Source organism: Streptomyces sp. ATexAB-D23, from assembly GCF_000373645.1.
Classification (GTDB): Bacteria; Actinomycetota; Actinomycetes; order Streptomycetales; family Streptomycetaceae; genus Streptomyces; species Streptomyces castrisilvae.
Window position 1 is genome coordinate 1 of the sequence record NZ_KB892043.1, and the last position, 14188, is coordinate 14188.

Genomic DNA, 14188 nt, shown 5'->3' on the forward strand with positions numbered 1-14188 from the left:
GGCCGCGCGCCAGGCACCACGCACCACACCAGAAACCGGAGGAACAGGATATGTCCGATCCCGTTATCATCGCGGGTGGCGGGCCCGCAGGGCTGATGCTCGCCCACGAGCTCGGACTGTGGGGCATCGACAGCATCGTGCTGGAGCGGCTGCCCTCCCGCAGCGGCCGGTCCGTGGGCCAGGCCGTCAACACCACCGTCGTGGAACTGCTGGACCAGCGGGGCCTGCTGGGGGGCCTGGAGAGGCACACCACTCCGGTCCAGGGTACCCATTTCTCCCTGCTGTGGCTCGACATGGCCCCACTCGAAGGACGCCACCAGCCGGCCCTGCTGCTCGCTCAGGAGTATCTGGAGAAGGAGCTGGAGCGGCACGCGCTCAAGCGCGGCGCCGAGGTCCGTTACGGGCATGAGCTGGCGGGCTACACCCAGGACGAGTTCGGGGTCGGCGTCACGGTCCGCGCCGGCGAGGAGACGTACGAGCTGCGCGGCAGCTACCTGGTGGGCGCCGACGGCGAGGACAGCGTGGTCCGCGCACTGTCCGGGATCACCTTCTCCGGTACGGGTCCGGTCAGTTGCGGTCTGGTCGCGGACGTGGAGATCGACATCCAGGACCTGCCGGAGATCCACCGCGGCGCCCGGTTCTGCCCGGTGGGCGGGCTGTACTCGTCGGTGCCCGTGGAGCCGGGGGTCAGCCGGGTGATCACCGCGGAGTTCGACACGGACCTGCCGGGTCCGTCGGTGGAGCCGACGGCGGCCGAGCTGCGCCGGGCCATCGAGCGGCTCAACGACACGCCCTTCCCGGATGTCCCGGTGCGCTGGATCCGCCGCTACGGCGGCCCGTCGCGCGTCGCCGAGACGTACCAGGCCGAGAGGGTCTTCCTCGTGGGCGACGCGGCGCACACGTTCTACCCGCTGGCCGGGCTGCGCATGAACCTGGTGCTCCAGGACGCGGTCAACCTGGGCTGGAAGCTCGCGGCGGACCTGCTCGGCTGGGCCCCGCCCAACCTGCTCGACACCTACACGGCGGAGCGGCGCCCGCAGGGCCTGCGCGCGGCTGCCGCGACCGACACCCAGCTGGCCCTGATCCACCCGGTGGAGAAGGTGGCGCCGGTGCGGGCTCTGATGGCGGAGCTGCTGAAGTTCCCGGACACGAACCGCTACCTGCTGGAGCTGTCCACGGGCCTGGACGTCAGCTACGCCCCGGAGGGCGCGGCCACGCCCGTGGGGCGGCGGCTGCCGCACGTGCCGCTCGTGACGGAGGCCGGCGCCGGCAGTGTGGCATCGGTGCTGCACGCCGGGCGGGGCGTGTTCCTGGACCTGACGGGCTCCGGGAGCGCGGCGAATCCGGTGGCGGCATGGGCGGACCGCGTCGACCTGGTGGCGGCCGAGCCGGTTGCGGAGATCGGTGCGTCGGCCGTGCTCGTACGGCCGGACGGGCATGTGGCGTGGGCGGGTGAGCCGGGCGATGCCACCCTGCGGCCGGTGCTGGAGCAGTGGTTCGGGACGCCGAGAGCCTGAGGGGCTGTTTCCGGCGGGTGCGTGGTGAAGGGCCGGGGCAGTCTGCCCCGGCCCTTCACCACGCGCCCGTCACGTCAGGAGAACCTGCCCGCCCATGCGGCCACGGTGGGTTCGCTCGCGAGGTCCTTGAAGGAGACGGTCAGGCCGGCGCGCCGCCAGACGTTGACGAGCTGCATGATGTGCAGCGATTTGAGGCCGAGGGCGATGAGGTTGGCGTCGTCGGCGATGTCCCGGGCGTGGAAGCCGACGAGTTCGGCGACGGCCTCGCGAATCTCGTCGGCGGTGGGTGCGGTGGTGGTGCTCTGGCTCATGGTGGGCCCTTTCTTCTCTCTGGTCCTGTCCGGGACTACGGGATGTCGACGATCTCCAGAACGGCGCAGCCCACTTCCATGCCGACGGCGGCCGCGAGCAGCAGGACGTGGTCGCCGGGGCGCAGTTCGCCGGAGGCCAGCAGGTGCTCAAGGCCGACGATCTGGTCGGTGCCGCCGGAGTGGCCGACGAGGCGGTTGAACTCCCAGGTCCCGCGGGACTCCTCGATGCCCAGCGGTTCGAGGAAGCCGTTCCGGATCTGGTCGAGGGCGACGGCGCTGTGCGCGACGCGCGTGATGTCGGAGAGGGTGCGGCCGGCGTCTGCGAGGGCGGCCGTGACGGCCTCGCAGACGATGTCACCGAGGTGGAAGACGGGCGGGGCCACGCCCCGCATCCACTGGGCGCGGATGTAGTCGGTGCGGGCCTCCAGGTCGAGCGGGCGGCCCAGGGTGACGCTCGGCGGGAAGAGCGGGTCGCCACCGCGGTGCAGGATCTCGGCTTCCGGAATGGAGATGGAGGCGACGGACAGCAGCTTGGCGAAGCCTTCTCGCCGGGAGAGCACGGCGGCGGAGCCCGCGTCGCCGAGTACGTAGTTCGAGCTGACCCGCCAGCGGTCCAGGCCCGGTGTGGAGAAGTTGTCGCCGGCGGTGATCAGAACGGCGTCGGCGGCCGGGTCGGCGGTCAGCATGGTGGCGGCGAACCGCAGCGAGGTGATCATGCCGAGGCAGCCCTGGCGCAGTTCCAGGGCGGGCACGGGCCGGTTCACCGTGCGGTGCAGGATGTAGTGGGGGGCCGACCAGATGTCGGGGCCCTGGTGGAAGACGGGCGTGTGGATGAGCGCCGCGATCTCCTCCGGCTCGTGCCCGGAGCGTTTGAGGGCCTCCTCGGCCGCGGCGATCGCCATGTCGGGGGCGGGCACCTCCCCGGCGACCGCGACCGAGATCATGCCGCTGGACGCCCGCAGGGTCTCGTCGTACCAGCCGTTTTCGATGGCTTCGTCGACGCTGACCCGGTCAGGTATCCAGCTGCCGATCCCGGCCAGGTACACGTTGTCCACTTTCATCCTGTGCGCCCGCTTTCAGAAGAGCCTGTGAGGGTACGGGGCACCTTCCCAGGCATCCCTTGTGCGGCTCTTTCGTGGCGCTTGCAGCATGATGTGGGCGTGGGGCTGCGGGAGATGAAGAAACTCAAGGTCAGGCAGGCGATCCAGCGGGAGACGCTGCGCCTGTTCGAAGAGCGCGGGTACCGGGCGACGACGGTCGAGCAGATCGCCGCGGCGGCGGAGGTGTCCACGACGACCTTCTACCGCTACTACTCCTCCAAGGAGGACGTGATCCTGTCCGGGGTCCACGACCGCGGGCCGGAGACGGCGGCGTCCCCCGGCGCGCACCCGCTCCACTTCGCGGACGGCGGTCTGCCCGAGGGCGGTTCCCTGCTGGCCGGGCTGCGGGTCATGCTGGCCGGTGTACGCGAGAGCAGGGCCTTCGACGAGGGCCGTGCGGAGCTGCTGACCCGGCTGCGCATGATCAACCGGGTACCGGAGCTGCGGGCCCTCAACGCCCAGCGCACCCAGGAGGGGCTGCGCGAGCTGGCCCGGTTGCTGGCGGCCCGGGACGGGACGGATCCCGACGCGCCGGAGGGGTACCGGACGCGGGTGCTGGCGGCGGCGATCGGGGGCGCGGTGGCCGAGACCCTGCGCTTCTGGGTGGACCAGGACGGGGAGCCGGATCTGGACGACCTCTTCGCCCGGACCCTGGACCTGTTGGCTCCCGCGGTGGAGCGGGCGTCGCACTGACGCGGCCGCCCGGCACGGTTTAAGGCTGCTTTAGAAGCTGCTTCTAGCCTTCGGCGACGACGGGCGTACCGCCACACCACCGAGGAGCACGATCGTGACCCAAATCCAGGATCTTCCGCGTCTTCCCTTCGACCGTGACCCCGACGATGTCAACGGCATCGCGCCGAAGTTCCGCTCGCTGCGCTCCGAGTCGCCGGTGGTCCGCGTGACCACCTCAGCCGGCGACGAGGCCTGGCTCGTCACCCGCTACGGCGAGGTCAAGCAGCTCCTCAACGACTCCCGGCTCGGCCGCTCCCACCACGCGCCGGAGACGGCCTCCCGCGTGGCCAACGCCGCCGTGCTGACCGGCCCGCTGGGCAAGCCCGAGGAGGAGGTGCCCGCCCGTACGAAGCTGCGCCGGCTGCTGGCCCCGGCCTTCTCGGCGCGCCGGGTGCAGAAGCTCCAGGGCGGCGTCCAGCAGCTGATCGACCAGCTGCTGGACAACCTGGAGAAGGGCCCGAATCCCGGGGACTTCCACGAGGCGCTGTCCTTCCCGCTGCCCGTGCTGGTCATCTGCCAACTGCTGGGCGTACCCGGCGAGGACCGCGAGGAGTTCCGCCGGATGTCGGCGGGTGCCACCAGCCTGACGAACGTGGAGAAGGCCAGGGCGTCCTGGGGCGAACTGCACGGCTACATGCGCAGCCTCATCGAGGTGAAGCGCAGGACCCCGGGCGAGGACGTGTTCTCGGACCTGGTCGCCGTACAGGAGAAGGAGGGCCTGGAGGACGACGAGATCGCACGGATGGCCGCCGGTCTGCTGTTCGCCGGGCACGAGACCACGGTGACCCGGCTGGACCTCGGGACGCTGCTGCTGCTCACCCATCCTGAGGAGCGCAAGAAGCTGCAGGCGGACCCGAAGGGACTCGTGCAGGGCGCGGTCGAGGAGATCCTGCGGATGGCGGCGCCGTCCACTCAGGACGTGCTGCCGCGCTACACGCACGACGACATCGAGATCGCCGGTACCACCATTCCCAAGGGTGACCTGGTGATGCTGGCGTTCACGGCCACCAACCGCGACCCGGACATCTTCTCCGACCCGAACGTCTTCGACATCACCCGGGACAGCACGCAGCACCTGGCCTTCGGTCACGGTCCGCGCTTCTGCCTCGGTTCGGGTCTGGCCCGGCTGGAGCTCCAGGCGCTGTTCTCCACGCTGTTCGTCCGGTTCCCGGACCTGCGACTGGCGGTGGACCCGGCGGAACTGCAGTTCCGCGACGACACCCTGACGGGTGGTCTGGCCTCGCTGCCGGTCACCTGGTAGTCCGCACATACGAAGAGGCGGCGCGTCCCCTGGGGGCGCGCCGCCTCTTCGTGTCCGGGCGTCTTGTGCCAGGACATCATCCGGCCCCCGCGGCGGGGGATGACGCGGGGGCCGGAGATCGGGGGATCCGCCGGAAGCGGCGGATCAGCGGGAGGGTTCGGGCTGCTGCGGAGCCACCGGCTCGGCTGCGGCGGCCTTCTGCGCAGACCGGTGGTTCTTGGCCGCCAGGCAGAGCAGCACGGAGCCGACGACGGCGCCGAGCGGCAGGATCAGGGTGCTGTGCATGGTGGTGACGAACCCGTGGTCGTAGACGGCCTCGGCCGCGGCGGCGAGTTGCCGGGCGGCCGCCGTAGGCAGACCCTCGGCGAGCTCCTTGATCGTGCCGGCGTCGGGGCTCGCGCCGGAGGAGAAGGCATCGACGAAGCCCTCGCGGCTCTGGGCGGGCAACCCGGAGGAGCGTGTGGCCGCCTCCTCGTGCAGGGTGGTGGCGAGCCGGCTCTGCAGGACGGCGCCGACGACGGAAGCGCCGAGGACCGAGCCGATCTGACGGATGGTGTTGTTGACTCCGGAGGCGGCGCCCGCCAGGCGCGGCGGCACGTTGCGCATGGCCTCGGTGGCCATCGGCGCGAGCAGGCAGCCGGTGCCCAGGCCCACCACGGCCATCGGCAGCGTGAAGGTGTACCAGTGGCTGTCCACCGCGGCGAAGGCGAGGACCAGCGAGATGCCGGCGCCGTACACCGCGAGGCCGAACAGCAGCACGTTCTTGCCGCCGATCTTGTCGGACAGGCGGCCCGCGAACGGGGCGGTCAGCATCGACAGCAGCGGCGAGGGGGCGAGGGTCAGCCCCGCCTGCACGGCGGACATGCCGAGCACGGACTGAAGGTAGATGTTCACCGGCAGCACCAGACCGAGCAGCGCCATCGAGATGAGCGCGACGATCACGGTCATCACGGTGAAGTTCCGGTCCTTGAAGAGCGCGAACGGTACGAGCGGCTCGTCGTCCTGCTTGCGGCGCTGGTAGAGCACGAACACGCCGAGCAGGGCCACTCCGCCGATGATCAGGGCCACGATGCCCGTGTTCCAGTCGTAGCGTTCGCCCTCCTGAAGGCCGAAGCTCAGGCAGAACAGCGCGACGGTGACGATGAGGACGCCGACGATGTCGAACTTGTGGGTCCGGGCCGGGCGGATGTCGGGTACGAGCAGGAAGGTCAGCACGAGCACGGCGATGCCGACGGGCACGTTGATGAAGAAGATCCAGCGCCAGCCGACGGTGCTGACGATCAGCCCGCCGAGCGTCGGCCCGGAGATGGTGGCGACACCGGCGATGGAACCCCAGACACCCATGGCCGCACCGCGCCGGTCCGCTGGGAACACCGCGATGATCATCACCATCGTCTGAGGCACCATCATGGCCGCGCCCAGGCCCTGCACCGCACGGGTGGCGATGAGCATGCCGGGGTCGACGGCGAGGCCGCAGGCGACGCTGGCCAGGGTGAACAGCACGACGCCCGAGGCGAACAGGGTACGAGGACCGCGGAGGTCACCGAGGCGGCCGAAGGTGATCAGGGTGACAGCGAGGACTAGCGCATAGGCACTGACCACCCACAGGGCCTCGTCAAGGGAGGAACCGAGTCTCTCCATCATGTCGGGGATCGCGATGTTCACGATCGTCAGGTCCAGCAGTGTCATGAAGAACCCGAGACCGAGCGTCATCAAGACCGCCCACGGGTTCCCGCGCAACTTACTCACGGATGCTCCTCGTCCTCCACCGAAGTGGCTCGCCTCTAAAATCTGGGACAGTGACCCGAAAATGTCAATGCCCCACTTACCAGGGCCCGTTGGAACCGGGTCCATGTCTCACTGACTGAGTTCCTCGTCGAGTGCGGAAAACAGTTCGGCGTCCGAGATGTCCGCCAGCCCCTCGTCGGAGGGCACGGCGGCGCTGTCGGCGGCCGCCTGCCACCTGCGCAGCAGTTCGCGCAGCCGGCCACCTGCCCGTTCGTGGTCGTCGGTCCCGGCCTCGGCTGCTTCGAGGGCCGCCTCCAGCCGGTCCAGCTCCTGGGACAGCCCGCCGGCTGCGGAATCCTCCGGTACGAGCCGGCCCAGCAGTTCGGCGGTGAGCGCCTCGGCCGTCGGGTGGTCGAAGACGAGCGTGGCCGACAGGCGCAGCCCGGTGGCAGTGGTGAGACGGTCACGCAGTTCGACCGAGGTGAGCGAGTCGAAGCCGAGTTCCTGAAGGCTGCGTACGGGATCGACCCGCCGCTCGTCCGCATGGCCGAGCACCCCGGCGATCTCGCCCCGCACCAGGGTCAGTACGGCTTCGGCACGCTCGTCGGCGCCGAGCGCGGCGAGCCGGTCCGCGAGCGCGGGCGCCGCGGCCCCCGTGCTGCCGTCGGCCGCCGCGGCGCTGCGCCGGGCCGGGGTGCGGACGAGGCCACGCAGCGGCGCGGGAAGTGTGCCCGCCCCGGCTCGGGCCCGCAGTGCGGCGGAATCCAGCCGGACCGGAGCCAGGGCCGGCTGCGAGCGGGCGGCCAGGGCCGCGTCCAGCAGGGCCAGGCCCTGTTCGGCGGACATCGGGGCGAGGCCGGTGCGCGCCAGCCGGGCACGGTCGGCGGCGCCGAGCTCTTCGGCCATGCCGGCGCCGTCGCCGCCCCACAGACCCCAGGCAAGGGACAGCGCGGGCAGTCCGGCCGCGCGGCGCTGATGGGCGAAGGCGTCCAGGAAGGCGTTGGCGGCGGCGTAGTTGGCCTGCCCCGCGGTGCCGAGCAGCGCGGCGACCGAGGAGAACACGACGAAGGAGTCCAGGGCGGTCCCACGGGTCAGCTCGTGCAGATTCCACATGGCGTCGGCCTTGGGCCGCAGCACGGTGTCGAACCGCTCGGCGGTGAGCCCGGTCAGCACCCCGTCGTCCAGTACGCCGGCGGTGTGCACGACCGAGGTCAGCGGATGGTCCTGTGCCACCCGCCCCAGGAGTCCGGCGAGCGCGTCGCGGTCGGCGATGTCGCAGGCGGCGAAGACGGCCTCGGCGCCCAGCTCCCGCAGCTGCGTGCTCAGTTCTTCCGCGCCGGGTGCGTCGGCGCCCCGGCGGCTCGCGAGCAGCAGATGCCGTACCCCGTACGTGGTCACCAGGTGCCGGGCGACCAGCCCGCCCAGGAATCCGCCGGCGCCGGTGAGCAGGACGGTTCCGCTCTCCCGGAATGCCGGGGCCGGGGCCGGGTCGTCGGGCCGGGCCGGTACGAGGCGTGGAGCGTGGACGGCTCCCGCGCGCAGCGCGAGCTGTGGCTCGCCGTGCTCCACGGCGAGGAGCGCCGCGGCGGGGACGGCGGCCGCGGAGGCCGGATCCTCGTCCAGGTCCAGGACGACGAGGCGTCCGGGGTGTTCCGCCTGGGCGGAGCGCAGCAGGCCCAGCACGGCGGCGGCCACGGGATCGGGGACGCCGTCGCCGACGGGCGCGCCGCCCCGGGTGAGCAGGACGAGGCTGCTGTCGGCGAGCGCTTCCTCGGCCGGCCAGCTCTGGAGGAGCCCCAGCAGTCCGCCGATGGCTTCACGGAGTCGCTCGGGCGGGGTCGTCGCCGCGGAGGCCGGCTCCTCGCCGGGCGCCCCGGGCGGGACCACGGCGTCGGTGACGACGAAGCGAGGCACGGATGCCCCCGCCCGGACGGCCTCGGTGAGCGCGGCCGGCCCGCTGTAGTACGTGGTCCGGGCGGGTACGGCGGCCACCTCGGAGACCGGGCCGAGCAGGGCCCAGTCCGCCGGACCGGTCCGGTCGTTCTGCGGCAGCGGCAGGGGAATCCAGTCGGGGCGCAGGAGTCCGCCGTCCGCGCCCGGGATGCCCTGGGCGACGGTGGCGAGGGCGCCCTCGGGGAGCGGGCGTACGGCGAGGGCGTCGACCGTGGCGACCGTCCGCCCCTGCGGGTCGGCAAGGTCCAGTCGGTACGTGCCCTCGGCACCCGTGGGGGCGACGCGGACACGCAAGGCGCCCGCTCCGGTGGCGTGCAGGCGGAGGCCGCTCCACAGGAAGGGAACGTGAATCCGGTCGGTCTCTTCGCCTTCCCCGTCGTCACCCCGGCCGTGGCCGCCGAGCGCGAGGGTGCGCAGGGCCGAGTCGAGCAGGGCGGGGTGCAGGCCGAAGTCCCCTTCACCGGGGCCGGCTTCCTCGGGCAGCCGTACGTCCAGGTAGCGGACGTCGCCTTCTCGCCAGGCCGCGGCCAGTCCCTGGAATGCGGGGCCGTAACCGAGCCCGGCGGCGACGAGCCGGTCGGCGAGCACGTCCACGTCCACCGGCTCGGCGCCGGCCGGGGGCCATGCCTCGGCCCAGGGCGCGGCGGGCGGGGCGGTGGGCGCGGACGGTGCCAGGGTGCCGGTGGCGTGCCGGGTCCAGTCGCCGCCGTCGATGCCGGAGTGGACGGCGAAGGTGTGCCGTCCGCTGCCGTCGCCGGTGTCGGTGACCTGGATCTGGACGCGCGGTGCGGCGTGCTCCGGGAGCACCAGCGGCGCCTCCAGGTTCAGTTCCTCGACGGTGTCGCAGCCCACCTGGTCCCCGGCGTACACCGCGAGGTCCGCGAACGCGGCGCCCGGCAGGAGGACCGAGCCCGCGACGACGTGATCGCCGAGCCACGGGAGGCCGGCCTGCGCGATGCGGCCGGTCAGCACCGCACCCCGGCCGCCGGCGAGGGTGACGACCGCGCTCAGCAGCGGGTGGCCGGCGCCCTCCTGGCCTGCCGCGGCCGCGTCCTGGGCAACGGCCGGGGCCTCCAGCCAGTAGCGGGTCCGCTGGAAGGCGTACGTCGGCAGTTCCACCGTGTGCGCGGCCGGCAGCAGCGACGGCCAGTCCACGGCGGCGCCCCGGGTGTGGACCGTGCCCAGTGCCGTGAGGAGGGACCGCCCTTCCGGGTGCCCGGCGCGCAGGGCGGACACCGCGTCGGCGCCGTCCAGGGCGCCGCGCACCATGGCCGTCAGCACCGGGTCGGGGCCGAGTTCCAGGTAGCTGGTGACGCCCTGCTCGTGCAGGGTGCGTACGCCGTCGTGGAAGCGGACGGCGGCCCGGATGTGCCGGGCCCAGTAGCCGGGGTCGGTCAGCTCACCGGGTCCGGCGACGCGGCCGGTGATGTTGGAGACGACGGGGATGGCCGGCTCCCGCAGGTCCAGGGTGCGGATGATCTCCTCGAACTCGGCGAGGACGCCGTCCATGTGGGGTGAGTGGAAGGCGTGCGAGACGGTCAGCCGGCGGGTCTTGGTCCCCTGCGAGCGGAAGTCCTCGGCGACCTCGTCGGCCGCGTCGGGGTCGCCGGAGATCACCACCGAGTCCGGCCCGTTGACGGCCGCCAGGCTGAGCCGGCCCGCGTGCCGCTCCAGGTGGGGCAGTACGTCGGCCTCCGCGGCCCGGATCGCGATCATGGCGCCGCCCGCCGGGGCCGCCTGCATGAGCCGGCCACGGGCGGCCACCAGGGTGCAGGCGTCGGCGAGGCTCAGCACACCCGCGGCGTGCGCGGCGCTGATCTCGCCCACGGAGTGGCCGATGAGCAGGGCGGGGGCGAGGCCCGCGTGCTCGGCGAGCCTGAACAGCGAGGTCTCCAGGGCGAACAGCGCGGCCTGGGTGTGAACGGTCTGGTCCAGCAGGTCGGCTTCGGGGCTGTCCGGGACCGAGAAGACGATCTCCTTCAGCGGGCGTCCCAGCTCGGGGTCGAGGTGGGCGCAGACCGCGTCGAAGGCGGCGGCGAAGACCGGGAAGGTCTTGTACAGGTCGCGTCCCATGCCGGGCCGCTGGCTGCCCTGGCCGGTGAACATCACGGCGGTCTTCGGTGCTCCGGCTGCCGTCCCCCGGACGACGGCGGGCGTGTCGGTGCCGGCGGCGAGTGCGGCCAGTGCCTCCAGGAGCTCTGCCCGGTCCGCGCCGGCGACCACCGCACGGTGCTCGAAGCGGGCGCGTGTGGTGGCGAGCGCGAGGGCCACATTCGCCGCCGCCGGTCCTTCGGCGGCGACGTGGTCGCGCAGGCGGGACGCCTGGTCCCGCAACGCCTCCTCGGTACGGGCGGACAGCACCCACGGCACGGGAACGGGTCCGGCCGGCCCCTCGGCCTCCGCCGCGTCCTCGGGCTGGGAGCCCTGCGGCGCCTGCTCCAGGATCAGGTGCGCGTTGGTGCCGGAGATGCCGAAGGAGGAGACGGCCGCGCGGCGCGGGCGGTCCACCTCGGGCCACGGCCGCTGCTCGGTGAGCAGTTCCACCGTCCCGGAGGACCAGTCCACGTGCGGGGTCGGGGCATCCACGTGCAGGGTCCGGGGCAGGACCCCGCTGCGCAGCGCCATGATCATCTTGATGACTCCGGCGACGCCCGACGCGGCCTGTGCGTGCCCGATATTGGACTTGAGCGAGCCCAGCCACAGGGGGAGTTCGGGGCTGTGCTCCTCGCCGTAGGTGGCCAGCAGCGCCTGCGCCTCGATCGGATCGCCCAGCGTGGTGCCGGTGCCGTGCGCCTCCACGGCGTCCACGTCGGCGCCGCTCAGTCCGGCGTCCGCGAGCGCCTGGCGGATCACCCGCTGCTGGGCGGGGCCGCTGGGGGCCGTCAGGCCGTTGCTCGCACCGTCCTGGTTGACGGCGCTGCCGCGGATCACGGCGAGTACCTGGTGCCCGTTGGCCCGTGCGTCGGAGAGCTTCTCCAGGAGCACCAGGCCGACGCCCTCGGCCCAGCCGGTCCCGTTGGACTGGGCGGCGAATGCCTTGCAGCGGCCGTCGGGCGACAGGGCCCGCTGGCGGCTGAACTCCAGATAGGTGGTGGGCGTCGCCATGAGCGTCACACCGCCGGCCAGCGCCATGGTGCACTCGCCCGAGCGCAGCGCCCCGGCGGCCAGGTGCAGGGCGACCAGCGAGGAGGAGCAGGCCGTGTCCACGGTGATGGCGGGGCCTTCGAACCCGAAGGTGTACGCGATGCGGCCGGAGGCGACACTGCCCATGCTGCCGTTGCCGAGGTAGCCCTCGTACCCGGTGGGCGCGGGCTTGAGCCGCGAGGCGTAGTCGTTGTACATGACGCCGGCGAAGACTCCGGTGTTGCTGCCCTTCAACGCCTCGGGCACGATCCCGGCCCGCTCGAACGCCTCCCACGCGGTCTCGAGGAGCAGACGCTGCTGCGGGTCGGTGGCGAGGGCCTCACGCGGGCTGATGCCGAAGAACTCGGCGTCGAAGTCCTCGGCTCCGTGCAGGAATCCGCCTTGCGTGGAGTACGTACGGCCGACCGCGTCCGGGTCCGGGTCGTACAGCTCCTCCTCGTCCCAGCCCCGGGAGGCGGGGAAGGAGCCGACCGCGTCGGTCCCCGTCTCGACCAGGTGCCACAAGTCCTCCGGGGAGGTGACACCGCCCGGGTAGCGGCAGCTCATCGCGACCACGGCGATCGGCTCGTCCTCCCCGGCGGTGCCCGTGGCCCGTAGCGGTTCGGCGGCCGGGGTGCTGGCGCCGAGGACCCGCTCCAGCAGGTAGCCGGTGACCGCGCGCGGCGTCGGGTGGTCGAAGACGAGGGTCGCCGGCAGGGTCAGGCCGGTCGCGGCCCCGAGCCGGTTGCGCAGCTCCACGGAGGCGAGCGAGTCGAAGCCGAAGTCCTTGAACGGCCGCTGCTCGTTCACCGATTCGGGCGAACCGTGCCCCAGGACCGTCGCCACACTGGCCCGTACGACCGAGGCGACCGCCTCCGCCCGCCCGTCCTCGGGCAGCGCGGCGATCCGCTCGGCCCAGGCTCCGGGCTGCCCGGTGCCCGCGGCGGCCGTGCGCCGGGCGGGGACCCGGACCAGCGAACGGAGCAGCGCCGGGAGCCGGCCCGCGGCCGCCTCACCACGCAGCGCGCCCAGGTCGAGGCGTGCCGGAACGGTCGCGGAACGCCCGGTCGCCAGGGAGGCGTCGAACAGCGCGAGCCCTTCCTCGGTGTCGAGCGCGGCGATGCCCCCGCGGGTCATCCGGGACAGGTCGGTGTCACTGAGGTGACCGGTCAGCCCGGACGCCTGGCCCCACAGGCCCCAGGCCAGGGAGGTGGCCGGCAGCCCCAGTGCGTGGCGGTGGGCGGCGAGACCGTCGAGCAGACCGTTGGCGGCCGTGTAGTTGCCCTGGCCCGGATTGCCGAGGGTGGCGGTGACGGAGGAGAAGAGGACGAAGGCGGCGAGGTCGGTGTCGCGGGTGAGTTCGTGCAGGTGCCAGGCTGCGTCGGCCTTGGGGCGCAGGACGGTGTCGAGGCGCTCGGGGGTGAGCGCGGTGACCGTGCCGTCATCGAGGGCGCCCGCGGTGTGGACGACCGCGGTAAGGGGGTGGGCGGCGGGGACGCCGGCCAGGAGGGCGGCGAGCGCGTCCCGGTCGGCGACGTCGCAGGACGCGAAGGTGGCCTCTGCCCCCATCTCCCTCAGCTCCGCGCCCAGTTCGGCCGCGCCGGGTGCGTCGGCACCCCGGCGGCTGGCCAGCAGCAGGTGCCGTACCCCGTAGGCGGTGACCAGGTGCCGGGCGAACAGCCCGCCGAGCGTCCCGGAGGCCCCGGTGACCAGGACGGTCCCGGCCGGGTCGAGAGCCGGAACCGCGGCCGGGTCGTCGGCGGCGCGGATCAGCCGGGGCGCGAGGACGGCCCGGCCGCGCACCGCGAGCTGAGGCTCGGAGGGCGTGCCCGACACGGCACGGACCAGGGCGTCCAGGTCGTCACTGCCGCTCGGGTCCAGATCGAGGAGGGCGAAGCGGCCCGGCTCCTCCGCCTGCGCGGTACGGAGCAGACCCCACACGGCAGCGCCCGCGAGGTCCCGTACGTCCTCGCCCTCCTGTGCGGCCAGCGCGCCCCGGGTGGCGACGACCAGCCGGGTGCCGGCAAGTCCTTCGTCGGCCAGCCACCCCTGGACCGTCTCCAGAGCCCGGCCGACCTCGGCCCGGACCCGCTCGGGCAGCGAGGACCCGTCCTCGGCGGACGCCCCGGGGACGAGGAGCACTACCGACTCCGGTGCGGCCGACTCCTGCTGTACGGCTGCCAGCAGGGCGGCGGCGTCGTCGTGGAGCCCGGCCCCCAGTGCCTCGGCGAGTGCGCGGTCCGTGGGGGAACCGCCGAGCACGGCCGTCGCCTCGGAAGCGTCCGCGTCCGGGAGCACCGCCTCGGCCCACTCCACGACGTAGGGGACGGCACGGGCAGCGGCCGCGGGCGCCAGTCCGCCCGCCGGTACCTCTCGGAGTGCGAGGGAGGTGATGGTGGCGACGGGTTGTCCGGTGGTGTCGGTGATCCGGAGGGTGATGCTGTCGGTGTGGGCGGGGGTGAT

At 73.0% G+C, this 14188-nt stretch carries 6 protein-coding genes and 1 pseudogene; 3 read left to right on the plus strand and 4 right to left on the minus strand.

The features are described 5' to 3' along the window. Positions 1-50 precede the first annotated feature (50 nt). Entirely contained in the window at positions 51-1517 is a 1467-nt protein-coding gene (locus tag B082_RS0127535; RefSeq protein ID WP_018555023.1) for an FAD-dependent monooxygenase, read from the plus strand. Positions 1518-1591: 74 nt separating this feature from the next. Here B082_RS0127535 and B082_RS0127540 read toward each other — a convergent pair whose 3' ends face one another. Together B082_RS0127540 and B082_RS0127545 are read right to left on the minus strand one after the other, a co-directional pair. Then, complete coding sequence (locus B082_RS0127540; protein ID WP_018555024.1) at positions 1592-1828, minus strand: phosphopantetheine-binding protein; 237 nt, start codon at positions 1826-1828, stop codon at positions 1592-1594. 35 nt (positions 1829-1863) lie between these two features. Then, entirely contained in the window at positions 1864-2889 is a 1026-nt protein-coding gene (locus B082_RS0127545; protein WP_026250269.1) for a ketoacyl-ACP synthase III family protein, read from the minus strand. Between the two features lie 99 nt (positions 2890-2988). Between B082_RS0127545 and B082_RS0127550 the strand changes: the two genes are divergently transcribed. Then, positions 2989-3621: a TetR/AcrR family transcriptional regulator gene (locus B082_RS0127550; protein ID WP_018555026.1), complete on the plus strand. Its 633-nt coding sequence runs from the start codon at positions 2989-2991 to the stop codon at positions 3619-3621. A 94-nt stretch (positions 3622-3715) separates the two neighbouring features. Next, positions 3716-4921 (plus strand): cytochrome P450, encoded by a 1206-nt coding sequence (locus B082_RS0127555; RefSeq protein ID WP_018555027.1) that lies wholly within the window; start codon positions 3716-3718, stop codon positions 4919-4921. A gap of 144 nt (positions 4922-5065) precedes the next feature. Here the strand turns inward: B082_RS0127555 and B082_RS0127560 are convergent, their stop codons facing one another. After that, complete coding sequence (locus B082_RS0127560; protein WP_026250271.1) at positions 5066-6670, minus strand: DHA2 family efflux MFS transporter permease subunit; 1605 nt, start codon at positions 6668-6670, stop codon at positions 5066-5068. Positions 6671-6778: 108 nt separating this feature from the next. Further along, positions 6779-14041 (minus strand): annotated as a pseudogene (locus tag B082_RS0127565) (SDR family NAD(P)-dependent oxidoreductase); the annotation flags it as partial. Positions 14042-14188: the final 147 nt, after the last annotated feature.